The sequence below is a fragment of the Thioclava sp. genome (assembly GCF_048263065.1).
Taxonomy (GTDB): Bacteria; Pseudomonadota; Alphaproteobacteria; order Rhodobacterales; family Rhodobacteraceae; genus Thioclava.
Map to the genome: position 1 here is coordinate 94675 of NZ_JBLXEM010000006.1, position 23565 is coordinate 118239.

Consider the following 23565-nt stretch of genomic DNA (forward strand, 5'->3'; position numbering starts at 1 on the left):
CAGCACGGCCCCGCCTCACGTTTTATTAATGCTAGTGCTATCTAATCCTCGCAATATGCAAATGATCGAAGCAAATGATCTTTTGGCCTATGCATATACCTCTTTCGAGGTAGCAAAATGCAAAGAATGGTCGAAAGCCCCTCGGAGGCGAAGATGACAGTTTACTACGTCGATACGAACGGCAACGATAACGCGAACGGCAGCGACGGTTCTCCGTTTCGAACGATTGGACAGGCGCTCAATGCCGATCTCAATCCCGGAGACGAGATTGTAGTGCGCGCGGGCACCTATAACGAGTCCCTCAATATCGACCAAGGCGGATCGGCTGCGGGCGATATTACGATACGCGCCGAAGAACCCGGCACGGCCCTGATCCGCCCGAGTTCAGGCTCTGGGAATGCAATCAGCGTGAACGCGAACTATGTAACGATTCAGGGGTTCGACATCGCGAATGCCGGCGCAGACGGGATTGAGGCCAACAGCGTCCACCACATCACCATCGCCGACAATATCCTTCATGGAAACGGTGAGTCGGGCATCCAGTTCAACTACTCGGAATTCATCACGGTTGAGGGGAACGAGACCTATGACAACGCGTCGTCAGGCTGGTTCTCGGGGATCTCAATCTATCAGAACCGCAATGTCAGCGGCGACACCACGACGCCCGGATATCGCACGATCATCCGCGACAACATCACCCATGACAACGTGACCCAAAGCGGCGCGCATACCGATGGCAATGGCATCATCATCGATGATTTCCAAAGCACCCAGACCGATGGCTACCCAAATTACACCTACCCGACGCTGGTGGAAAACAACGTCGCCTATGGCAATGGCGGCAAGGGTATTCAGGTCACCTGGAGCGACTACGTGACGGTGAGCAACAACACCGCCTATCACAACAATGTCGATCTGCAGAATGACGGCACTTGGCGCGGCGAAATCTCAAATGCGCAGTCGAGCAACAACACCTTCATCGGCAATATCGCCGTGGCCGATCCCAGCGTCAATAGCAACAACACCGCAATTGATAACAACTCCTACGGCGGCTACTCGAACGACAATGTCGTTTGGGAAGACAACGTATTGTACAACGGCAAGGCTGGGCAGCTGTCTGTATCCACCGATGGCGGGAATGACGCCCCGAGCGCCGCTGACGGCAATCTGATCGGCGTTGATCCGGGTTTCGTGAACCCCGCGAATGGCGATTTCAGTATTTCCGCAGGATCGGTCGCGGTTAATCTTGGGGCCAACATCGACGGTTCGAGTTCAGTGAGCTCGCCCCCCACTACGTCTACGCCCGACCCGGTCGTCACTCCCGACCCCGACCCTGTCGTGACGCCCGACCCGGCCCCCACGACGCCCGCAGTCGATAACGCAGCCCCCGTGGCGCATGACGACATCAACTTCGAGACTACGCCGAATGCACCGTTGGTCTTGCAACAATCGCAACTTCTGTCCAATGACAGCGATGCGGATGGCGATGCTCTCATTCTCACGAATGTCGTGGGCTCAACACAGGGCACCGCGAAAATGACCTCGGGGAACAACATCTCGTTCACGCCCGACAGTGACGCCAGCGGCACGGCAAGCGTGACATATACGGTGTCTGATCAAAACGGCGGCACGGATACCGCGACGGCGTTTATCGACATCGTGGCCGCGACTCCTTCGGGACCGGGCGGCGCGGTAAACTACGGCCCCACCCCCGCGACAGATGACGCTCTGCATAGCGTTTGGTCGGCTTCGGATACGCCTGATGTCACCGCTGAAAACGATCACGATTCAGTCGAGCTAGGGATGCGTTTTACGGTGGATAACGATGGCGAAATTGAAGCCGTGCGCGTCTATCGCGGTGAAGGTAACGATGCCTCGATGCCTGCCACGCTTTGGGATGCAGATGGCAACAAGATCGCTACGGCAACCTTTGATGACAACGGAACCACGGGCTGGCAACAGGTCGCGTTCGACGCTCCGGTGCAGGTGAATGCAGGCGAAAGCTATGTGATCTCCTATCACGCGCCAGAGGGACAATACGCGGTGAGCGAGAACTACTTCGACGACACAATGTCGACGGGTCCGATTTCGACTCAAGCCGATGCCGGGGTCTACGCTTACGGTGATCAAAGCACGCTACCAACCCAAAGCTATCACGAAAGCAACTACTGGGTGGATGTGGTCTTTGATGAGGGCGATGAGAGCGCCACCCCATCAACCCCTGCGCCAGAGCCAGAGCCGGTCGTTGATCCGGTTGTTGATCCGGTCGTTGATCCCGTCACGCCGCCTGCACCTGACCCGGTCGCCGGGCCAACACCCGACCCGAGCGCCCCGGCCAATGACGCCCTTTATAGCGTTTGGTCAGACACGGATACGCCCAACGTCTCCGCCGAAAACGATCATAGTTCGGTCGAGCTCGGGATGCAGTTCACGGTGACCAGTGATGGCGAGATCGAAGGTGCGCGTGTCTATCGCGGCGCCGGAAATGATGCCTCTATGCCTGTCACGCTTTGGGACTCAGAAGGCAACAAAATCGCCACGGCAACCTTTGACGACAGCGGAGACACGGGCTGGCAACAGGTTGCGTTCGACACCCCGGTGCAAGTGAACGCGGGCGACAGCTATGTGATCTCGTATCACGCGCCCGAAGGCCAATATGCGGTAAGCGAGAACTACTTCGACGATGCAATGTCGACGGGGCCGATCTCGACGCAGGCTGACGCGGGGGTTTACGCTTACGGTGATCAAAGCACGCTACCAACCCAAAGCTATCACGAAAGCAACTACTGGGTGGATGTGGTCTTTGATAAGGGCGATGCCTTGGATGCCAACGCAGATGAGTTTGTGTTCACGCCGAACACGCAAACCGCAGAGGCCGCTAACCTGTCCGAAGTTCCTCTGGATGTCGCGGCTCCCGCCGAGGAGGTTGCAGCAGCACCCGCCGATCAAGCTCCGGCTGATGATGTAGCAGTGGATGATTTGCCCGCCTTTGATGTCTCGCACCAATTCGGAGGTCACTCGGGCTGGTCGCACTGGGGCGATCTCGCAAGCTAAACCGCACCACGCCAACGGCGCATTGCACAACCTTGACGTGTCCGGCATCATAGTGCCGGGCGCGTTATTCGTTGCCCCAATTGATCCGCCCCTCCCCCATTTGAAGGCGACCACGCGCCACCACCACCTTTTGCGCCCCACTGCGATCAATAGGAGAAGCGGACTTAGCCGTGCGGTGAATTTTCCCAAGCCGCAATCACGCGCAGACTAAGCCCCGATTGGGCTGATTTTCGGCCGGACGCAAATGGGGACGACACGTCATGGCAGATAACCCGATTGTCATCGAAAACCAGAAACAAGGCACCGCCCGCGAAATCTGGGATGCACCTGCAAGCAACCAGATCGAAGGGTTTGCAACCGATATCAGCGTCGATACGGGCGATGAAATATCGTTTAAAATCAATGTAAATGCCGCAGCGGGCGTCGATGTCCCCTATCATATCGAGATTTACCGTCTGGGCTATTATGGTGGCGATGGCGCCACGCTGGTGACCACGATCAATGGGCTGACCGGCAACGCGCAGCCCGATCCGATCACCGATGATCGCGGGTTGGTCGATGCCGGAAACTGGAGCGAATCGGCCTCGTGGCTGACACCTGAAACCGCCGTGTCAGGCGTGTATCTGGCCAAGCTGGTGCGCGATGACAATGGTGAGACAAACCAGATCCCGTTCATTCTGCGCGAGGACGATCTGCGCGCCGATGGTAGCCGCAGCGACATCGTGCTGCAGACCTCGGACACGACTTGGCAAGCCTACAACGGCTGGGGCGGCAATAACGGAGAGATCGCGGGCAACTTCTACGGCGGCTATGGCGACGCGGCCCCACCGCCCGAAGATGCCGGCCCGTTCGGAGCTGATCGCGCTTTTGCGGTGTCCTACAACCGCCCGATTACGACGCGCGATGGCGGCGGCTATGCTTCGGGGGCGCAGGATTATGTGTTTGGCGCCGATTACGCCGCGATCTACTGGCTGGAAAAGAACGGCTACGACATCAGTTATATTTCCGGGGTCGATACAGATCGCCTTGGCCCCGAGGCGTTGCTGGGCCATGAGGCGTACATCTCGGTCGGGCATGACGAATATTGGTCGGGCGATCAGCGCGACAACGTCGAGGCGGCACGCGATGCAGGGGTAAACCTGCTATTCTGGGGCGGCAATGACGTTTACTGGAAGACCCGCTACGAGCCGAGCATCGACGGCAATGATACCGATTACCGCACGCTCATCACCTATAAGGAAACATGGGCGAATTACTCGCTTTCGGCGGGCCCGGATGATTACGCCAATATCGACCCGTCCAACGAGTGGACAGGCACGTGGCGCGATATGCGTTTTGTCGATGCGGTAGATGCACAGGGCAACCCGACCGCCGAGGGTGCGACCCCCGAAAATGCGCTGACCGGCCAGTTGTTCATCGGCGATGGCGGCGTGTCCGATGTGGGTCTTGATGTGCCTCAGGAATTGTCCGGGCTTCGGCTGTGGCGCGACACCTCGGTCGAGGGGGTGGGCGCGGATGACATCTCACCCGCGATAATCGGCTATGAGTGGAACACAGTGCCAGATGACGAATATCGCCCCGCCGGGCTGATTTTGCTCTCCAGCACCGAGGTGACATGGGATGAAATCCTTGTCGATCAAGGCAGCCGGACAGCGCCGGGAACCGGCACGCACAGCCTGTCGCTTTATCGCGCACCAAGCGGGGCGCTGGTCTTTGGCGCGGGCACCGTGTTCTGGAGCTGGGGTTTAAGCAACGAGCATGACTCCTCGCCCTATGGCGGCAATCTGGAAAATCTTGCGCTGCAACAATTCACCGTCAATCTGTTTGCCGACATGGGCATCCAGCCCGGGGTCTCCGATCTGGTACTGGCCTCACAAAACTTGGTGCGTGCGACGGCCTCGACCGATACGGTGGCGGCGACTGCGACGCTCAACGATCTGCCCGAGGAAGTCGTCGCCCTTGCGCCCTTTGTCATCTCGGGTACGGCGACCGATGACGATGGCAATCCTCTGACCGATGACGGGCAGGTCGCGATGGTCGAGGTCTCGTTTGACAATGGCGTGACGTGGAGACCCGCATCGGGTTTTACCAACTGGACCTATGAGTGGACGCCCGCCGAAGTGGGTAGCTATCAGATCGTCGCACGCGCGATTGATGATAGCCTCAATATTCCTTCATCGATCGGGCTTGCCAATGATGTGGTCACGGTCACCCCGGCACCACTGCCTGACACGTTCTCGCTGTTTAATGGCGCTGCGGTGACCCCGACTGCGCTGAATGAAGGCGCCTCGCTGGAGCTTGGTGTGCGCTTTGCCCCCACCCAAAGCGGGATCATCACCGAGCTACACTATTTCCGCTCTGTTGCTGATTCCAATGATACTGATACACGCGATGGCCATTTGTGGGATGCAAATGGCAACCTGCTGGCGACCGTGAATTTCACCTCTGCGCCCGGGGAAAGCGGCTGGCAGACGGCGACGCTTTCGGCCCCCGTCACGGTAATCGCGGGCACGACCTATACCGCGTCTTATCACACCAATGATGCCTATGTCGGCACGGCTGGGTTCTTTAGCAGCGATTTCAGCGATCCCTATGATCAACTGACTGCACCCACCGGAATGAACGGCGTCTATGCCTATAGCGCAACGCCGGTTGTGCCCGAAGGCTCATACGAGGCGACGAACTACTGGGTCGATGTGACCTATGAAATCGGCGTTCCAGGCAATGCGGCTCCAGTGTTCACTTCGGGTAGCGGGTTCTACATGGCTGAGAACCAGACCCTGGCCACAATTCTGGGCGCGGATGATCCAGACGATGATCCGCTGGTCTTTTCGATTGTAGGCGGAGACGATGCAGCTTTGTTTTCAATCGGATCCAGCAGTGGTGCGCTGTCTTTCCTGAATGCGCCAGATTACGAAGCCCCGACTGATGCAGGCGCGAACAATATCTATAATGTGACCGTCGGCGTCACCGATGGCATCACGGCACCGGTCACAAAGGCGGTCCAGGTCGCGGTGATCGATGTCGACCCCGAGACGCCGCCCGCTGATGTCTATTCGCTGTTTAATGCAGGCGCGGTTTCGGCCAATACGAACAACGATTCCTCGACTGTGGAATTGGGGGTGCGTTTTGCACCAACTCAGACCGGCACGATCACCGAGTTGCGCTATTTCCGCGCGGCGGGCGATTCCGCCGATACCGATCTGCGCGCCGGGCATCTTTGGGACGCGAATGGCAATCTGTTAGCGACTGCGCAGTTTGACTCTGCCCCCGGAGAAAGCGGCTGGCAGACGGCCGAGCTGACCTCACCGATCGTTGTGATCGCAGGCCAAACCTATACCGCGTCGTATAGCACCGAAGACAATTACGTCGGCACGCAGGGCTATTTCGCGACAGATATCACCGATGCTTCGGGTAATCTGACCGCGCCCGGAGTGGTTAATGGCGTCTATGCCTATGGCAGCACCCCTAGCGCCCCGACGGCAAGTTACAACTCGACCAATTATTGGGTCGATGTCGGCTTTGAACTGGGCGTGCCGGCCAATGACGCGCCTATCATCACCTCGCAAGCCACCTTTGATGCGGCAGAGAACCAACTTGGCGCGGGCACAATTACCGCCTCGGATGCAGATGGCAATCTGCTGAGCTTTGCGATTGCGGGTGGGGCAGATGCGGCGCGCTTTGCGATTGATGCGCAAAGCGGCGTGCTCAGCTTTGTCTCCACACCCAATTTCGAGCTTCCCGTCGATACCGGGGGCGACAATATCTATGACGTGACCGTCAGCGTGTCGGATGGCATCGCCTCCCCCGTCACGCAGGCGGTGCAGGTCACAGTGACCGATGTCGAACCCGAAACCGCCCCGACATTCGCAACCCTCTTTGAGGCAAGCGACGCGCCAGACAGCACGATCACCAGCGAGGCGACCGACTACGAGTTGGGGGTAAAGTTCACCGCCAATGCCGCAGGCGAAGTGACCGAGCTGCGCTATTATCGTGGCGCGGCGGATTCCGGCGATACCGATATCCGCACGCTCAATATCTGGGATGACGCTGGCGTGAACCTTGGCTCGGTCACAGTGCAATCTGATCCCGGCGACAGCGGCTGGCAGGTCGGCACGCTGACCACGCCGGTCGCGCTAACGCCGGGGGCATCCTACGTCGCCTCATACGGGACCACGCAGAACTATGTCGCGACCAACGACTATTTCGGCACGGGTCATGATGGCACCGATGGGCTGCTGAGCGCGCCGGGGGGCGATAACGGTGTGTTTGCGGCCAATACGACAGGTATTTTCCCGACCCAAAGCTGGGCCTCTTCGAACTACTGGGTCGACGTGGGGTTCACCCCTGATCTGCCCGAGGATGAATTCATCTTTGCCACCGATCCCGCCCCCGCGGATTCAGGCGACTTCCTGTATTAACCATCATCGCGCCGTTTCTCCTTTGGGGATGCGGCGCGCCAGCGCTGCGTTAGAAAACCGGATGCGCCTTAAGATAGCCCGGATCGAACCCGGCCAATGCGCAAAGTTGATCGGGATCTTCGATGAACACTTCGCCCTTGCGAAAGGTCAGATGCCCCTCCTCGCGCAGCTCGCGCAAGACGCGGTTGACGTGGATCGCACTTAGGCCCAACGCGTCCGCCAAATGATATTGCGTCAGCGGGCAGGCGTAATTGTCCTTGCGTCCCAGCCCCGCCTCTTCCAGCCGCGAGCCCAATTCCAAGAAAAAATGCGCCATGCGTTCCAACGCGCCGCGCCGCCCGATGCTGACCAGATGTTCAACGGTAATCGCCTGATCGCGCGCCAATGCCGCCAGAATGGCCGACATCAAACGCGGAACCTGCGTGCCCACGTTAAGCAGCTTTTCGATCTGGAACTCCGTGACTTCGATATCCGTCAGCGGCTCGATAAACAGGTCCGACATTGGCGACAGCAACCCGCGCAGGCCCAGAAAATCCCCTGCAACGCGAAAATCGACAATCTGACGTGAGCCATCTTGAAGCAGGATATAGGAAAACGCCCAACCCCGCGTGAGTATAAAGGCTGTGTGATTGGCCTGCCCTTGCTCGGTCACGCCCTGATCGGTCCTCAAGGTAATCTGGCGCTGCGTCAAACCCGCCAAAGCTTCGGTTTCTCGCGCTGTGAGGTCCAGAAACCGGTTTAGCTTTTGCGCAAGAGCGTTGGGATGTGAGCGGTCCATGGGCGGGATCTCGAACTGAATTTCTGGCGCCGCGCCAGCCTGTTGGGCCTAGTGGCAGCGGCGGTCAGCGCAGCCTAACGCAAGGTCAGCCCGCGCCAAAGAAAAAGTTTTAGCGCCCTCGCCCTTTCCTCGACGCAGCTATGTTCCAGACCAGTCTGGCGCGCGTTTTTCAAAGAACGCAGCGATCCCCTCGGTCACGTCCTGAGTGTCCGACAGCGCCGCCAATGCACTGTCATTGGCCTGCCAAAGCGCGCCCTCTTGGCTGCGAAACAGCCGGTCTGATAGCGCGAGGCAATGTGTCACGCTCAAGGGCGCATTGCGCGCGATCTCACTGGCCAGTTCCAGCGCCGCATCTGCCAATTCGTCCTGCGCCACCACGCGATTGATCAGCCCCCAGCGCAGCATCTCCGCCGCCGGATAGGTCTTGCCCGTCAAAAGTAACTCGTTGGCCAGCACGCGTGGAACGCGCTGCGCCAGCCGGATCGCCCCGCCACCGCCCGCGACCAACCCCAGCGTCACCTCGGGCAGACCAAAAATCGCCTCTTGCGATGCCACAACCAGATCGCAGGCCAGCATGATCTCAAACCCACCTGCCAAGGCCGCGCCATGCACTGCGGCGATCACCGGCTTGCGCCGTTCCCGCGCCACGAACCCGGCAAAGCGGTGTGGGCCGTTCAGGATCGCGTCGGCCTCGCCCTTGGTGAAACTTTTCAAATCCATCCCGGCACAAAATACTGGTCCTGCGCCGCTTAGAACCGAGACGCGCACCTCTGGATTTGCCTCAATCTGATCAAACGCCGAGCGCAACCCATCGGCCATCTCGGGGTTGATCGCGTTGCGTTGGTCAGGACGGTTAAGCACCACCGAGGCAACCCCCGCTGAAATCTCGACTCGAACCAAATCACTGTTGCTCATTGTCTGCCTCCTCTTGGGCCATAAGGCGCAATTGCGCACGGATAATCTTGCCCGTCGTGGTAGCGGGCATCGTCTCGATAAAGCGCACCACGCGCGGAAATTCATAGGCGGCAAGCTTATCTTTGACATGAAGCGCGATCTCATCAGCCAGCGCCGGGCTGGGATCAACCCCTTGCGATAGCTGGATATAGGCCGCCACGATTGATCCGCGCACCGGGTCAGGCTTGCCCACCACCCCGGCCAGATGCACCGCCGGATGGGTCAGAAGGCAATCCTCGATTTCTGCGGGGCCGATGCGATAGCCAGATGAGCTGATCACATCATCATCGCGCCCGATGAACGCGATCCGCCCCGAAGGCGTCACGCGCCCCTTATCTCCCGTCACCAGCCATCTCTTATCGCCTACGCTCAGAAATTTCGCCGCCGTAGCCTCGGGGTTGTTCCAATAGCGCAGGAACATCACCGGATCGGGCGCACGCACGGCGATGCTGCCCTCGGCCCCCCGTTCGACCTGCGTTCCGGTCTCCTCATCCAGAATCGCCAGCGTATGACCGGGCACGGCAAAGCCCATCACACCGGGTTCCGCAGGCTCAAGGGCGGCGCAAGAGGACACGATCATGTTGCACTCGGTCTGGCCGTAAAACTCGTTGATCGTGCAGCCAAACACCCGCTGCCCCCACGCGATCAGCTCTTTGCCCAAGGTTTCACCGCCGCTGGCGACCGAGCGCATCTCAAGGCGCTGAGCTTCGGCTTCGGGCCAAAGCCGCATCATCTTGAGCGCGGTGGGGGGCAAAAACGCGTTGCGTATTTTCTGGGCGCGCATCAGATCAAACGCAGCCTGCGCGCTGAATTTGCGAAACCGGCAGGCGACGACCGTGACCCCGTGATGCAGCGCGGGCATCATCACATCCAGCAAGCCGCCGATCCACGCCCAATCGGCGGGCGTCCAGATGCGATCACCCGGTTGAGGAAAGAAATCATGGCTCATCTCGACGCCGGGCAGATGGCCGAGCAGCACACGATGGGCGTGCAGCGCGCCTTTCGGATTGCCCGTGGTGCCAGAGGTGTAAATCAGGATCGCGGGGTCTTCGGCGAGTGTCGGCTTGAAGGCGAAATCTGCACTTTCAGCGGCGCAAAGCTGCGCGAAATTCAGCGCGGAGGCGGGCGCGGGCTCGACGCAAATGACATGTTTCAGATCGGGCAACTCGGCGCGGATCGCAGCAAGTTTGGCCGCGCCCTCGGCATTGGTGATCACCACGTTGGACCCGGAATCGCGCAGCCGATGCAGCAGGGCATCCGGGCCAAACAGCGTGAACAATGGCAGGGCGATGCGCGCAGATTTGGTGATCGCGATATGGGATTGCGCGGTCTCGATGGATTGGGGCAGCAAAACGCCGATCCGGTCGCCCTTGGCGCTCAGCTTAGCCAGCGCATTGGCCAGTTGATTTGAACTTTGCCGCAGGGTTTCGAAACTACATTGACGGGTGGTGCCGTCCTCAGCCACGTCGATGATCGCGATGGCATCGGGGCGCGCGGCGGCGTGGCGGTCACAGATATCCACGCCGATATTATAGTGCTGCGGGATGTCCCAAACGAAAGCCTCGCGCGTGAGCGCATTTCTTGCCTGTTGTTCTAGCATCGGTCCTCCCCTTCCGAATAACTGAACTTACGTTCAATTAAACGCTAGCGCCTGACAGAAAGCCATTCAAGGCTTTGTCATTTCACTGAACAGGGTGCGACGGTGATCGCGGCCTCGCGCTGCGGGCCAATCACCGTGCAGCCAAGCGAACACAGCGTCCAGCCCGACACTGTCGCGCCCGAGGCTGCAAGTTCGAGATCGGGCACCTCGGGGCCAGTCGTGGACCAAACCCACCAGCCATCTTCAAAATGCCCGCCCGGCCCCGGTTCCATCCCAGCGCCCGAGCCCTTGACCGCCGCACCGACCAGCCGCAGCATTTGATGATCGGTGAGCTGCCAATGCTCGCGCCAACCCTCGTGTTCGACCGAATGGGTCCATTCCAGACTGAACTGGCCGTTCGGAGCCAGCGCGATCATCATCGCACCGACCATCAAGCACGCGCTCATGCGGTGGCCGCTCCCTTGCGCATCCACAACACGGCGCCAAAACCCGCCACCAGCGCAAAGCCGATTTCGTCGGTGAGCGGCAGCGCGGCGATCAGCGTAAAGGCCGCGACCATCGCAAGTCCGCGCTCCCATAGCGCCAGCGGACGACCCAGCCAGCCGATCACCGCAACACCCCATAGCGCAATCGCGATCACCGCCTTTAGAATGACGTAGGCGACCGCCGGCCAATAACCGATTGCCGCCGCCAGCGGTCCGCCATCTTGCAGCATAAGCGCGGGCGTATAAACGGCCATGAACGGCACGACAAAGCCAGCGGCGGCGACCTTGATCGCCTCAAAGCTGATTTTGAGACCGCTTTCCTTGGCAATCGGCGCGGCCGCAAAACAGGCCAGCGCCACAGGGGGTGTCAGATCGGCCAGAATGCCGAAATAGAATACGAACATGTGGCTCACGATCAGGGGCACGCCCAGCGCCAGCAGCGCAGGCCCCGCAATCGACGAGGTGATGATGTAATTCGGGATCGTCGGAATCCCCATGCCCAGCACGATACAGGTAATCATCGTCAGGATCAGCGACAGGAACAGGCTTGTTTTGCCAACACCTACGATAAACTGCCCGAATGTCGTGGCTGCGCCCGTCAGCGTCATCACCCCGATGATCGTGCCCACCAGTGCGCAGGCGATGCCCACCGGCAGTGCTGTGCGCGCGCCTTCGGCCAGACTGTCACGGCATAAAGCCAGCGTCGCATGACCACCTTTGATAAACGCGTTGATCGCGATTAGCACCGCCACGGCAGCCAGCACCGCCCAGATGCCGACCTCAAAAAACGCGCCCGCCACCAGCGCGATGAGGATCCAGAAGATCACCCGCAACACCTGATTGGGCAAACCCAGCGCAATCGAGCCGCCGAGGATCAGAAGCCCCGTCAGCGACAGTCCCACGGTGCCCGCGAATAGCGGCGTATAGCCCGAGAACAACAGATAAACGAGCACGACCAGCGGCAGCAGCAGATACCAGCCCTCACGCAATGCCTTGCGCGGGCTAGGCAGTTCCGATTTCGCCAAGCCACGAAGATCGCGCTTGCCCGCCTCAAGATGCACCATCCAGAACGCACCCAGAAAATACAGGATCGCCGGGATCAGCGCAGCCTTGACCACCTCGACATAATCGACGCCCAAAGTCTCGGCCATGATAAAGGCCACAGCCCCCATCACCGGCGGCATGATCTGCCCGCCCATCGAGGCCGTGGCCTCTACCCCGCCAGCAAAAGCGGACCGGTAGCCAAAGCTTTTCATCAGCGGGATGGTGAATTGTCCGGTGGTCACGACATTGGCCACGCCCGAGCCCGAAATCGTGCCCATCAGCCCCGAGGACAGCACCGAGACCTTGGCCGCGCCGCCCATCCGGTCACCCACGAGGCCCAGCGAAACATCGGTGAACAGCTTGATCATCCCGGCCTTTTCTAGGAACGAGCCGAACAGGATAAACAGGAAAATATAGGTCGCCGAGACGTAGGTCGGGATGCCGTAAATGCCCTCGGTGCCATAGCTCATCTGCTCAACCACTTGCTCAAACGCGTAGCCGCGATGGTTGAACGGTGAGGGCAGATATTGGCCAAACATCGCATAGGCCAGAAACGAGCCCGAGATGATCGGAAGTGCAGGCCCCATCAGCAGCCAAGCGGCGGTGAACACAGTGATCAACAGCACCACGCCAAAGACTAGATCGACGTTGTTGGGATCGCCTGCGCGCAGCAAAAGCGGCGTGTATTCCACCCATTGATAGGCCGCGACGGCGACCCCGGAGGTAGCGAGCACATAGCATATCGACTTACCCAGCGTGCCATAGCCCTTGGCAATCGACAGCAACGGAAAGCCTAGGGCGAGCAGAAAACCCACATGCACCGCCCGCGCGACCTGACTGGAGGGCGTTACGATATGGGCGGCAAACGCGATTTGCCAAACCGAGAACGCCACGGCGAGCCAAAACAGCGCGCGCCCCTCAAAGCTGGCTGGAAAGCCCCCGGCCAGCGGATCGTGCTGGGCGGTCTCTGCCGGTGCGGTTTGTGTCGTATCTGTCATGCGCTCCCCTTCCCCGAAAGCAAGGGGCGACCCGCCGATGCGCGCCGCCCCTGCTCGTCTTACTTCAGCCTTACTTAATCAGACCTTTTTCGCGGTAGTATTTCTCAGCCCCCGGATGCAGCGGGATCGGCAAACCTTGCACCGCCGCCTCAAGCGAAATTCCTCCAGCCGCCGCATGCGCCGCCTTGAGCGTATCGAGATGCTCAAACAGCAGTTTGGTCATCTGATAGGCCTCCTCGTCGGACACATCCGACTGCGTCACAAGGATATTGGTGATCGCCACGGTAGGCACATCCGCATCCTGCCCCGGATAGGTGCCAGCCGGAATGACACCCGGCTTATAGGGCGCGCCCAGCTTGTCGGCGATCTCAGCCGGGATCGACACGAAAGTCACGTCCTGCGTGGTCGACAGATCCTTAAGCGCCGCATTGCCCAGACCCGACGATTGGAACGTCGCATCAAGCTGGCGGTTTTTCATCAGCTCGACCGATTCCGAGAACGGCAGATATTCGACCTTACCCAGATCATCATAGCTCATCCCGGCCGCGTCAAAGATCTTGCGCGCATTCAGCTCGGTGCCCGACTTTGCCGCGCCGACCGAGATGCTTTTGCCCTTCAGATCGGTGATCGTGGTGGCATTGGCGTCTTTCAAAGCGGCGATCTGAATGAAGTTGGGATAGATTGCGGCAATCGCGCGCAGCTTGCTTAGCGGTGCTTTAAAGCCCGCATCGGCATTGCCTTCCCACGCGTCTTTGACCGAATCCCCCAGCGCAAAGGCCAGCTCACCGCGGCCCTGTTGCAACAGGTTCAGGTTCTCGACCGAGGCCTTGGTAGATTGCACCTGAACGCGCGTATCAGGCATCGCCTGACCATAAATCTCAGACAGTGCCACGCCCAGCGGATAGTAAACCCCCGAGGTGCCCCCAGTCAGAATGTTGATGAATGTCTCGGCCTTGGCGACCGGAGCCGACAGTGCCATGACCCCGGCGACCAGCGCGCCGAGCTTGATGTTGTGAAACATCGTCTCCTCCCGTTTTGTCAACGCCCGCATTGGATTGCAGGACTGCCCCCAGCGTGACCAAATTCGCGCGTAGTTCAATGCAATTCACGCCCACGCGATGAGAAAATTAACGGCAATGCTGCGGTAGCCCAAGTCATGTGCAGCTTACCCGACGTCGCTCGGCGTGGTATTTCGGCAAAAAGCGCGCAGGGTTGGTTTAATCCAGCGTTTGACGATAGCGGCGCAGCGCGACGATCACGATTACGGCCATGATTGCAGCGATGCCCAGCATGTTGCCTGCAATGTCACCCATCCCCGCGCCCTTGAGCATGACTTTGCGCACGAGGCGCAGGAAATGGGTCGTCGGAATTGCGCTGCCGATCGCCTGCGCCCAGCTCGGCATCGCGGCAAAGGGAAACATGAATCCGGACAGCAGGATCGAGGGCAGCAGCGTGAAGAACGACAGTTGCATCGCCTGCATCTGGCTGCGCGCCAGCGTCGAGATCAGGAACCCCAGCGCCAGATTGGTCACGATGAACAGGTTGAACCCGGCGAAAAACGCCAGTGGCGATCCGGTGAAGGGCACGTTGAACAGCAGCCGCGCAGCCAGCAGGAACACAAACGTTTGCACATAGCCCACCAGCACATAGGGCGCGATTTTGCCCAGCATCACCTCGAACGGGCGCACCGGCGTGGCGATCAGCGTCTCCATCGTACCGCGTTCGGATTCGCGCACGATGGCGACGGCGGTGATCATCACCATCGTCATCGACAAGATTATGCCAAGCAGCCCCGGCACGATGTTGATCGAGGTCGAGCCTTCGGGGTTATAGGCGCGATGCACCACCACCGAAAACGGCGCAGGCGATTGCGCGGCAAAGGCCAGCGGGCCGGTCATCGTTTCGCTCATCGCGGTGTCCACGATGCCCGAAATCGCACTCGCAGCGCCCGCGACGGCGGTCGGGTCAGACGCGTCGGCAGACAGCAGAATCTGTGGCGAGAGTCCGCGCATAACGTCGCGCTCAAGATCGGGCGGGATCACGACAACGAAATTCGCGCTACCATCGCGCAGCGCCGCCTCGCCCTGCGCGGGGCTTGTCACGACGCCTTCGAAATCGAAATAGCTTGAGGTTTTCATCCCCATCAGCACCGCGCGGCTCACCGGGCCATCATCGGCCATCTCGACCAAGGTCGGTAGATGGCGCGGGTCGGAATTGATCGCATAGCCAAAGATCAAAAGCTGCATGATCGGCACCCCGATCATCATCACAAAGGTGATCCGGTCGCGCCGCATCTGAATGAATTCCTTGCCCAGCACCGCAAGAAAGCGACGCATGGAGAAGTTCAGACGGGGAAATCTTGCGCTCATTTAGGATCACCGCGAAAGTTATCTGCGGCTCCGGCCATTAGATAGATGAATGCTTCTTCCAGCTCGGCGGGCTTGTGTTCCCAGCGATGCGGGCCCTTGGCGCGGTAGCGACCGGCCAGCGCCTTGAGCGCGCCCTCGTCCGTGCCCGACACATGCAGCACTGCGCCAAACCGCGCAACCTGAGCCACAGCGGGCTCGGCGCGCAACGCGGTCTCGAGCGCTGCAATATCGGGGCCAGTGACGCGATAGGTGTGCAGCCCGATCATCGACGGGATCTCTTGCGCCACGCCCGAAATCAGCTTTTTGCCATAGGCGATATAGGCGATAAAATCACATTGCACCGCCTCGTCCATGTAATGGGTCGAGACCAGCACCGTCACGCCTTGCTTCGAGAGTTTGCGGATCTCATCCCAGAAATCGCGCCGCGCCTTGGGATCAACCCCCGCAGTCGGCTCATCCAGCAGCAACAGCGAAGGGTTGTGGATCATGCAGGCCGCCAGCGCGAGGCGTTGCTTCCACCCGCCCGACAATGTGCCCGCCAGTTGCCCTGCGCGATCGGCCAGCCCTAGATCCTCAAGCGCCGCCTGAACCCGTTTCTTGCGCCCCGTCACGCCAAACATCTGCGCGATGAAATTAAGGTTCTCGCGGATCGTCAGATCCTCATAAAGCGAGAACTTCTGCGTCATATAGCCGACATTGGCCTTGATCAGCTCTTGCTGGGTCAGGATGTCATAGCCAAGGCAGGTGCCAGTGCCATCATCGGGCGTCAGCAGCCCGCACATCATGCGGATCGTCGTGGTCTTGCCCGAGCCGTTCGGCCCCAGAAACCCGTAGATCGCGCCCTTGGGCACGTCCATATCGAAGTGATCGACAACCGTGCGCCCCGAAAACCGCTTAGTCAGCCCCGAGACGGAAATGGCGGGCGCGTCACTCATGGTTTTGCGCTGAGCGTGAGGGGTTGACCGGGCAGCAGCCCTTGCGGGTTTTGCACCCGAGCTTCGACGCGAAACACCAGCCGCGCGCTTTCCTCGCGGCTGTAGATGATCGGCGGGGTGTATTGCGGGCTGGAGGCCATTCGCGTGACCTTGGCGGTGATGCCGCTCGCGCAACCGGCACAGCTGACGTTAAACTCCTCGCCCAGCTTAATCTGCGCGCGATCCGGTTCCGGCACAAAGAACAGCGCCTTAAGCGCGCCGGGCGGCAAGATCGACACCACCGGCGCGCCTGCGCCCGCCACCTCGCCCGCGTCATAGTAAACCTTGTCCACCAGCCCACCGACGGGCGCGTCAACGGTGCGATCCTTTAGCGCTGATTTTGCGCCCTCTTCCTGTGCCAGGGCCGCCGTGTGACTAGCTTCGGCGGCAATGCGTTGAGCATCGCGCGCGGGCAACTCGGCCACCTTGAGCTGCGCTTCTAGCTGGGCGACATGGGCGCTAGCGCTGTCATAGCTGGCCTGATCGACATCGACCTTAGCCTGCGACACCGCCCCACTTGCGCGCAACTGTTTCGAGCGCGCCAGAGTCGAGGCCGCAAGCGTCTGATCGGCGCGCGCCTGATCAAGCGTGGCGCGGATCACCGCAATCTCTGGCTGACGGCTACCGGTCGAGAGGTTTTCCAGATTGGCCTGCGCCACCGCCGCATTCGCACGCGCCGCGTTCAGCGCAGCAATCTGCTGGGAATCCTCCAGTTGAAACAGCAAGTCACCCTTTTGGACCTGCCCGCCCTCGACCACAGCAATCTGCGCGATGCGCCCGGCAGCCGCAGGCGCAGCATAAACGTAATCGCCCTCAGCATAGCCGTTGTAATGTGGCGCCCCGTCGCTCCCCCAACCGGGAATCACTGCCGCCGCAATGGCGGCCACCCAATCGACGAATGCACTCATGGCGCGTCTCCCTTATCGGGTTCAAGCCCCGCGAATAAAAGGGTCAGGTGGTTCTCGACCAACCGATCCATTTGTAAGCCACCCTCGGGATGAACGCCAAAAATTTCGGACAGCAAAAGATGCGCAATTACCGGACCGATCACGCTGCGCGCCGTCAATTCCGGGTCAATCGAGCGGATATGCCCACCCGCCACGCCTTGCGTCAAAAGCGCAGTCATTGCAGGCAGTGCGCGATCCAGAACCGATTTGCGATAAAGCGCTGCGATGTTTGGGGCAGTTGCTGCCTCTTGCAGGATGATTATCGTCACGGCGCGCGTCCTTGGCTCTGCCATTGCCTGCGCCATTGCCCGCAAGAACTGCGCCAGAACGGGATGCGGATCACCGCGATAATGCGTCATCGTCTCGAAAGCCGCCTCTGCGATCGGCTCGACCGTGCGCTGCACAAGCCCCTCAAGGATGGCCTCTTTCGAGGCGAAATACAGATAGACCGTGCCCTTAGAGAACCCCGCCCTCTTGGCCACCTGATCGACAGTCGTGCGCGCATAGCCTTTTTCGGTGAATAGGCTTAGCGCGGCATCAAGCACCTCATCAGGACGCGCCTCGGCACGTCTGCGGAATTTCGGCTCTTTAGACGTTTTCGTGATCATGCGACCTTTACTAACTGACTGGTCAGTTAGCAACAAGCAAAACCCGCGTGCGCTCATTGCAACTGGCTTGGGCCTTGCAGCGCCGGGCGAAATTGGATAGCCGCGCAGGCTCCGCTTTTTGATGAGGCCGCTGAACATGACCGCCCCGACGCTTGCTATCGACTTTGGCACCTCCAATTCGGCTGCCGCGATCCTCGATAAGGGCCGCGTGCGCCATCTGCCCATCGAACACAACGCGCTGACATTGCCCACGGCGGTATTCTTCCCCGCAGATGAACCCGAAATGCTGATCGGCACGGCGGCGGCACAAGCGCTGATGGCGGGGGATGAGGGGCGCTATATGCGCGCGCTCAAAAGTGTGCTCGGCCTGCCCTTGCTGCATGAATCGCGCCTGATCGGGGGAAAACGGCGCACGCTGGCCTCAATCATCACGGCGTTTCTGACGCAGATAAAGGCGCGCGCCGAGGCACAGGTCGGCGAGCCGCTCCCGCATGCGCTTTCTGGTCGCCCCGTGCATTTCCATTCCAACGATCCCGACCGCGATACCCGTGCGCAAGACGACCTGCGCGCCTGTTATCTGGCAGCTGGATTCAAGTCGGTCGATTTTCAGTTTGAACCCGAGGCCGCGGCCCTCGCCTATCAAAGCCGCGGCGCGGCGGGCGAGATCGGGCTGATCGTGGATATCGGCGGCGGCACCTCGGATTTTACGGTGTTTCGTAGCCACGGCCCGCGAATTGAGGTGCTAGCCAGCCACGGTATTCGCCTTGGCGGCACCGATTTCGATCAGGCCGTGTCGATGGCGCATGTGATGGCCCATCTCGGGCATGGCGGCACGCTCAAGCGCAGCTTTGGCACCGGGCTGCTTCCCGTTCCCAATGCGATTTATGTCGATCTTTCCACTTGGGCCAAAATCCCGTTCCTTTATACCCGCGACACCGAACGCGCGGTGGAAGACATGGTTAAACACTCCAGCGAGCCACGCAAAATGCGGCGTCTGGAAAAGGTGATTGAGGATCATCTAGGTCACACGCTGGCTTTCGCGGTCGAGCGCGGCAAGATCGAGGCCAATGGCGCAGCCGCAAGCGAGATCGCGATGAGCTTTATCGAACCTCGATTGAACGCACCGATCACGCCGGGCTCTCTGAACGCGGCGCTGCAGGTGTATCGCCCCGATCTGCGCGCGGCGATGGCGCAAACGCTTACCCTCGCGCAGGTTGACGCGGGCCAGATTGACGTGGTGATCCTCGTGGGAGGTTCCAGCCTGATGGGGATGATTTCACAAGAGGCGCAAGCGCTGTTCCCCCACGCCACGCAGGACCGCGCCGATGCCTTTACCGCCGTCGTGGACGGGCTGGCGCGCGCGACCGCCCTGCGCGGATAGATCAGCGCGCATCTTTGCGTTATGGCTAGGGCGCAGCCAGCTGGAGGGGACATGCGCGAGGCCGATCTATATCCGCCCATAAAGACCTATCTTGAAGCTCAAGGCTATGAGGTCAAAGCAGAAATCGGTGCCTGCGATGTGATGGCGCGGCGCGGAGATGAACCGCCCCTCGTGGTCGAGCTGAAGACGACATTCTCGCTGGCACTGATCTTTCAGGGGATCGAGCGCCAAACCCATAGCGATCTGGTCTATCTTGCCGTTCCGGTGTCGTCGGAACGCGGCTGGAAGCTGCGCTACAAAGACATCGCGCGGCTGTGTCGTCGCCTTGGACTGGGTCTGCTGGCGGTGGATGTGGCGCGCGCAAAGATCGAGGCGCATCTTGATCCCGGCGATCACACGCCGCGCAAGAACCGCAAGGCCGCCACCCGTCTGCTGCGAGAGTTTGAACGCCGGGTGGGTGATCCGAATGTGGCGGGCACAACGCGCACCAAACGCATGACGGCCTATCGCCAGGACGCGCTGCGCTGTGCCGCCTATCTGGGCACGAATGGCGCCGCAAAACCCGCCGATCTTGCCCGCGCCACCGGCGTCATGCGCGCCGCTACCTTGATGCGCGCCGATCATTACGGCTGGTTCGATCACCCCGCGCGCGGGCTTTATGCGCTCTCTCCCAAGGGGGACGCCGCGCTGATAGAACATGCCGCCGAACTGGCGGTTATTGCAGCCGCAACCCCGCCAGAGATGCCCTGAGCGTGCTATCTGTATCATCGCTATCAGCCGAAACAGCCAGCCCGACGAGCGTGGTTTTCGCCCCACCAAACGCCTTGGCATAATCCGCCGTCAGATCGACGTTTTCGCGATGCGCACCTGTGCCCGCCTTGCGCATGATCAGCGTTTTGCCACGCGCGCCAAGGTAGGGTGAGGGCAGCACCGCGCCGCGCGCATGCTCGCCGCCCCAGACATACATCAACACCCGCGCTTCCTTGACGCTTAGCAGCTTACGGATCGAGGCGTTGCGATTTTTCGTGGCCACGTCTTCGGGCATAAACACGAGATACAGCGACAGATTGCGGTCATCCCCGCCCTTTTGAGACAGATCGGTCGCGGGCACGCTTTGATCTACGGACCAACGCCATGACGCTTTGCGCGCGTCGCCCTGCGCAAGGGGCAGCGCCGTCCAGATCAGCGAAACAGCCCCGTCGGACACCACCGAAACGCCATCTGCCGATTGGTTCCATTTATTGCCGGAAAACAACGAAAAGCGCTGCTCTTTCCAGTTTCCGAAGGGTTGCGCCAGTGCCAGACCCGGCACCATCATTGCCAGCGTTACAGCCAGTATACGTTTCATTGCGATCTCCTTGCGTGTCGGGGAGGAGGTACGTTGGCCTGTGCTTTTGCGATCACTTGCTCACGTCGAGCTTAACCTACAACGGGCGCCAATAGCAGGCAGCTTTCGCTATTCTGCACACCGGGAATTTCGCGGATTTCCCGCAGGGCGCGGTCAAAATTCGCCAAGGAGTCGGTGCGGATTTCAGCCACCAAATCCCAGTTGCCATTGGTGGCGTAAACCGTCGAAACATCGGGAATACGATGTAGCGCGCGGATCACGGTGCGCGACATGCGCCCTTGCAACTGTACCAACGTAATCGCGCGCACCTGCCCCTCGGCGTCGATATCGGTCTCTATGGTGAAGCGGCGTATCCGTCCGTTCTCCATCAGCGATTGCAACCGCACCCGCGCGGTGGTGCGCGAGACTCCGACTTTATGCGCTAACTCGGTCACCGAGACCCGTGAATCTTGACGCAAGGCAGCGATGATCGCGCGGTCGATATGGCTGGGCGTTTCGTTCACTGCTCACTTCGCATAAATGAATACTCAATTTGATTATTAATACCTTCGTTTCGCGCAAATTGCCAATCGAAACCGTAAGAAATCTCCTCCATCTTGGCGCGTAACAAGGGAGATAACGATGAAAAAAACCTGTTCACTTCTCGGCGCCCCTATTCAAACCGGCGCTTCGCAGCCGGGTTGTGTGATGGGACCGGCGGCGTTGCGTACGGCAGGGTTGGCGCACGCGCTGGCCGATCTCGATTGGACCGTCACTGATCTGGGCGATCTGGCGATTGCCCCGCAAACACCGCTGCCCCATGCCAACCCCGCGATCCATGATCTGGCCGAGACCCGAGCCTGGATCACGATCCTTGCGCAAGCCGCACAAGACGCTGCGCGCGCTCACGACCTGCCCGTCTTCATGGGCGGCGATCACGCGATGGCGGCGGGAACCGTTAGCGGCATCGCGGCGCATGCGGCCAGCCTGAACCGCCCATTGTTCGTGCTCTGGCTTGATGCCCATCCCGATCTGCACACGCTCGACACCACGACCAGCGGCAATCTGCATGGCACGCCGGTCGCCTATTTCACCGCTCAGCCGGGGTTTGATGCCTATCCGCCGCTGAAACATGCCGTCGATTCGGCCAATATTTGCATGCTGGGCATCCGCTCGGTCGACCCAGAAGAACGCGACCGCATCACGGCCACCGGCGTCGAGGTGCATGACATGCGCGCGCTGGACGAAACCGGCGTGCTGGCCCCGTTGCGCGCATTTCTAGCGCGGGTGCGCGCTGCCAACGGGTTGCTGCATGTCAGTTTTGATGTAGATTTCCTCGACCCTGCCATCGCGCCTGCCGTGGGCACCACCGTGCCCGGCGGCGCGACCTTTCGCGAGGCGCATTTGATCATGGAGGAACTATGCGACAGCGCCCTTGTGACCTCGCTCGATCTGGTCGAGCTGAACCCGTTTCTCGACGAACGCGGGCGCACCGCGAAACTGATCCGCGACCTCACTGCCAGCCTGTTTGGCCGCCGCGTTCTTGACCGCATGACCCGGAGCTATTGATGACCTCGCACGCCCCTACCCCTTCGGCACTGGCCTTTGTGCCCTTCGTCTCTGTCGCCAACATGATGCGGTTGGTGAATTCAATCGGTCCCGAGCAGGTGATGCGCGAGCTTTCTGAGTATATCGAGCAGGATTTTCGCCGCTGGCCGGAATTTGACAAGACCCCGCGCGTCGCCAGCCATTCGCAAGAGGGCGTGATCGAGTTGATGCCGACGGCGGACGCCGAGAATTACGGCTTCAAATATGTCAACGGCCACCCCAAGAACGGGCGCACCGGGCGTCAGACAGTGACGGCCTTTGGCGTGCTGTCGTCGGTCGCGACGGGCTATCCGTTGTTGCTGTCGGAAATGACAGTGCTGACGGCGCTGCGCACGGCGGCGACCTCGGCACTGGTGGGTGAACATCTTGCGCCAAAAGGTGCAACCGTGATGGCGATGATCGGCAATGGCGCGCAATGCGAATTTCAGGCGCTAGCGTTCCGCGCGATCTGCGGAATCAAAAGTCTGCGCCTGTATGATATTGACCCTGCGGCGACCGCGAAAGCCATGCGCAACCTGCGCGCGCAGGGCTTTGACGTCACGCCCTGCACCTCGGGCGCGCAAGCCGTAGAGGGCGCGCAGATCATCACCACCTGCACCGCCGACAAGCAATGCGCGACGATCCTGACCGATAACATGGTCGGCGCGGGTGTGCATATCAACGCAATTGGCGGCGATTGCCCCGGCAAGACTGAGCTGCATCGCGATATCCTCACCCGCTCGGATATTTTCGTGGAGTACCCGCCGCAAACCCGGATCGAGGGTGAGATCCAGCAACTCGACGCAGATCATCCCGTGACCGAGTTGTGGCAAGTGATGCGCGGCGAGGCCGAGGGGCGGCGCGATGCCAAACAGATCACGCTGTTTGATTCCGTCGGCTTCGCAATCGAGGATTTCAGCGCCCTACGCTACATCCATGACCGGATCAAGGGCAGCGATTTCTATCAGCCGCTTGATCTGCTGGCTGACCCCGATGACACGCGCGATCTGTTTGGCATGCTGACCCGCGCGGCGTGAG

18 protein-coding genes are annotated in these 23565 nt (G+C 60.3%); 6 read left to right on the plus strand and 12 right to left on the minus strand.

The features are described 5' to 3' along the window. The first annotated feature begins 153 nt into the window (after positions 1-153). Together ACN0SD_RS10465 and ACN0SD_RS10470 are read left to right on the plus strand one after the other, a co-directional pair. Entirely contained in the window at positions 154-3054 is a 2901-nt protein-coding gene (locus tag ACN0SD_RS10465; RefSeq protein ID WP_417808189.1) for a DUF4082 domain-containing protein, read from the plus strand. Positions 3055-3314: 260 nt separating this feature from the next. Beyond that, positions 3315-7475 (plus strand): DUF4082 domain-containing protein, encoded by a 4161-nt coding sequence (locus ACN0SD_RS10470; protein ID WP_417808190.1) that lies wholly within the window; start codon positions 3315-3317, stop codon positions 7473-7475. Positions 7476-7524: 49 nt separating this feature from the next. Here the strand turns inward: ACN0SD_RS10470 and ACN0SD_RS10475 are convergent, their stop codons facing one another. The 10 genes from ACN0SD_RS10475 to ACN0SD_RS10520 form a co-directional block, all read right to left on the minus strand. Further along, entirely contained in the window at positions 7525-8253 is a 729-nt protein-coding gene (locus ACN0SD_RS10475) for a Crp/Fnr family transcriptional regulator (RefSeq protein ID WP_417808191.1), read from the minus strand. A 138-nt stretch (positions 8254-8391) separates the two neighbouring features. Next, a complete protein-coding gene (locus ACN0SD_RS10480; RefSeq protein ID WP_417808192.1) occupies positions 8392-9168 on the minus strand; it encodes an enoyl-CoA hydratase-related protein in 777 nt (258 codons plus the stop codon). Beyond that, entirely contained in the window at positions 9155-10807 is a 1653-nt protein-coding gene (locus ACN0SD_RS10485; RefSeq protein ID WP_417808193.1) for an AMP-binding protein, read from the minus strand. The genes ACN0SD_RS10480 and ACN0SD_RS10485 overlap by 14 nt, the downstream gene beginning before the upstream one ends. Positions 10808-10884: 77 nt before the next feature. Next, positions 10885-11253, minus strand: coding sequence for a DUF1850 domain-containing protein (locus ACN0SD_RS10490; RefSeq protein ID WP_417808194.1), 369 nt, complete (start codon positions 11251-11253; stop codon positions 10885-10887). Beyond that, positions 11250-13334 (minus strand): TRAP transporter permease, encoded by a 2085-nt coding sequence (locus ACN0SD_RS10495; RefSeq protein ID WP_417808195.1) that lies wholly within the window; start codon positions 13332-13334, stop codon positions 11250-11252. Before ACN0SD_RS10495 ends, ACN0SD_RS10490 begins: the two co-directional genes overlap by 4 nt. Before the next feature lie 70 nt (positions 13335-13404). Continuing rightward, positions 13405-14355 (minus strand): TAXI family TRAP transporter solute-binding subunit, encoded by a 951-nt coding sequence (locus ACN0SD_RS10500; RefSeq protein ID WP_417808196.1) that lies wholly within the window; start codon positions 14353-14355, stop codon positions 13405-13407. A gap of 196 nt (positions 14356-14551) precedes the next feature. Beyond that, positions 14552-15703 (minus strand): ABC transporter permease, encoded by a 1152-nt coding sequence (locus ACN0SD_RS10505; RefSeq protein ID WP_417808197.1) that lies wholly within the window; start codon positions 15701-15703, stop codon positions 14552-14554. Next, positions 15700-16638, minus strand: coding sequence for an ABC transporter ATP-binding protein (locus tag ACN0SD_RS10510; protein ID WP_417808198.1), 939 nt, complete (start codon positions 16636-16638; stop codon positions 15700-15702). Before ACN0SD_RS10510 ends, ACN0SD_RS10505 begins: the two co-directional genes overlap by 4 nt. Continuing rightward, complete coding sequence (locus tag ACN0SD_RS10515; RefSeq protein ID WP_417808199.1) at positions 16635-17585, minus strand: HlyD family secretion protein; 951 nt, start codon at positions 17583-17585, stop codon at positions 16635-16637. The genes ACN0SD_RS10510 and ACN0SD_RS10515 overlap by 4 nt, the downstream gene beginning before the upstream one ends. Next, positions 17582-18232: a TetR/AcrR family transcriptional regulator gene (locus tag ACN0SD_RS10520; RefSeq protein ID WP_417808200.1), complete on the minus strand. Its 651-nt coding sequence runs from the start codon at positions 18230-18232 to the stop codon at positions 17582-17584. The genes ACN0SD_RS10515 and ACN0SD_RS10520 overlap by 4 nt, the downstream gene beginning before the upstream one ends. Positions 18233-18368: 136 nt before the next feature. On the opposite strand from ACN0SD_RS10520, the gene ACN0SD_RS10525 reads away from it, so the two are divergent. Together ACN0SD_RS10525 and ACN0SD_RS10530 are read left to right on the plus strand one after the other, a co-directional pair. Next, complete coding sequence (locus tag ACN0SD_RS10525; RefSeq protein ID WP_417808201.1) at positions 18369-19613, plus strand: Hsp70 family protein; 1245 nt, start codon at positions 18369-18371, stop codon at positions 19611-19613. A 51-nt stretch (positions 19614-19664) separates the two neighbouring features. Next, entirely contained in the window at positions 19665-20363 is a 699-nt protein-coding gene (locus ACN0SD_RS10530; RefSeq protein WP_417808202.1) for a DUF2161 domain-containing phosphodiesterase, read from the plus strand. Here the strand turns inward: ACN0SD_RS10530 and ACN0SD_RS10535 are convergent. Together ACN0SD_RS10535 and ACN0SD_RS10540 are read right to left on the minus strand one after the other, a co-directional pair. Beyond that, complete coding sequence (locus ACN0SD_RS10535; RefSeq protein WP_417808203.1) at positions 20329-20961, minus strand: DUF3047 domain-containing protein; 633 nt, start codon at positions 20959-20961, stop codon at positions 20329-20331. The two genes, ACN0SD_RS10530 and ACN0SD_RS10535, sit on opposite strands and share 35 nt — an antisense overlap. 71 nt (positions 20962-21032) lie before the next feature. Next, a complete protein-coding gene (locus ACN0SD_RS10540; protein ID WP_417808204.1) occupies positions 21033-21464 on the minus strand; it encodes an Lrp/AsnC family transcriptional regulator in 432 nt (143 codons plus the stop codon). 118 nt (positions 21465-21582) lie between these two features. On the opposite strand from ACN0SD_RS10540, the gene rocF reads away from it, so the two are divergent. Further along, the gene (gene rocF / locus ACN0SD_RS10545; protein ID WP_417808205.1) at positions 21583-22509 is read left to right on the plus strand and encodes an arginase; all 927 of its coding nucleotides are present in this window, start codon (positions 21583-21585) and stop codon (positions 22507-22509) included. Continuing rightward, a complete protein-coding gene (locus tag ACN0SD_RS10550; protein WP_417808206.1) occupies positions 22509-23564 on the plus strand; it encodes an ornithine cyclodeaminase in 1056 nt (351 codons plus the stop codon). The genes rocF and ACN0SD_RS10550 overlap by 1 nt, the downstream gene beginning before the upstream one ends. Position 23565: the final 1 nt, after the last annotated feature.

Excerpts from the sequence above, each read along its gene's own strand:
- ACN0SD_RS10475 (WP_417808191.1), bottom strand. The coding sequence starts at position 8,253 with ATGGACCGCTCACATCCCAACGCTCTTGCGCAAAAGCTAAACCGGTTT.
- ACN0SD_RS10500 (WP_417808196.1), bottom strand. The coding sequence starts at position 14,355 with ATGTTTCACAACATCAAGCTCGGCGCGCTGGTCGCCGGGGTCATGGCA.
- ACN0SD_RS10470 (WP_417808190.1), top strand. The coding sequence starts at position 3,315 with ATGGCAGATAACCCGATTGTCATCGAAAACCAGAAACAAGGCACCGCC.
- ACN0SD_RS10485 (WP_417808193.1), bottom strand. The coding sequence starts at position 10,807 with ATGCTAGAACAACAGGCAAGAAATGCGCTCACGCGCGAGGCTTTCGTT.
- ACN0SD_RS10490 (WP_417808194.1), bottom strand. The coding sequence starts at position 11,253 with ATGAGCGCGTGCTTGATGGTCGGTGCGATGATGATCGCGCTGGCTCCG.
- ACN0SD_RS10525 (WP_417808201.1), top strand. The coding sequence starts at position 18,369 with ATGACCGCCCCGACGCTTGCTATCGACTTTGGCACCTCCAATTCGGCT.
- ACN0SD_RS10510 (WP_417808198.1), bottom strand. The coding sequence starts at position 16,638 with ATGAGTGACGCGCCCGCCATTTCCGTCTCGGGGCTGACTAAGCGGTTT.
- ACN0SD_RS10480 (WP_417808192.1), bottom strand. The coding sequence starts at position 9,168 with ATGAGCAACAGTGATTTGGTTCGAGTCGAGATTTCAGCGGGGGTTGCC.
- ACN0SD_RS10520 (WP_417808200.1), bottom strand. The coding sequence starts at position 18,232 with ATGATCACGAAAACGTCTAAAGAGCCGAAATTCCGCAGACGTGCCGAG.
- ACN0SD_RS10465 (WP_417808189.1), top strand. The coding sequence starts at position 154 with ATGACAGTTTACTACGTCGATACGAACGGCAACGATAACGCGAACGGC.
- ACN0SD_RS10495 (WP_417808195.1), bottom strand. The coding sequence starts at position 13,334 with ATGACAGATACGACACAAACCGCACCGGCAGAGACCGCCCAGCACGAT.
- ACN0SD_RS10515 (WP_417808199.1), bottom strand. The coding sequence starts at position 17,585 with ATGAGTGCATTCGTCGATTGGGTGGCCGCCATTGCGGCGGCAGTGATT.
- ACN0SD_RS10550 (WP_417808206.1), top strand. The coding sequence starts at position 22,509 with ATGACCTCGCACGCCCCTACCCCTTCGGCACTGGCCTTTGTGCCCTTC.
- ACN0SD_RS10505 (WP_417808197.1), bottom strand. The coding sequence starts at position 15,703 with ATGAGCGCAAGATTTCCCCGTCTGAACTTCTCCATGCGTCGCTTTCTT.
- ACN0SD_RS10535 (WP_417808203.1), bottom strand. The coding sequence starts at position 20,961 with ATGAAACGTATACTGGCTGTAACGCTGGCAATGATGGTGCCGGGTCTG.
- rocF (WP_417808205.1), top strand. The coding sequence starts at position 21,583 with ATGAAAAAAACCTGTTCACTTCTCGGCGCCCCTATTCAAACCGGCGCT.
- ACN0SD_RS10530 (WP_417808202.1), top strand. The coding sequence starts at position 19,665 with ATGCGCGAGGCCGATCTATATCCGCCCATAAAGACCTATCTTGAAGCT.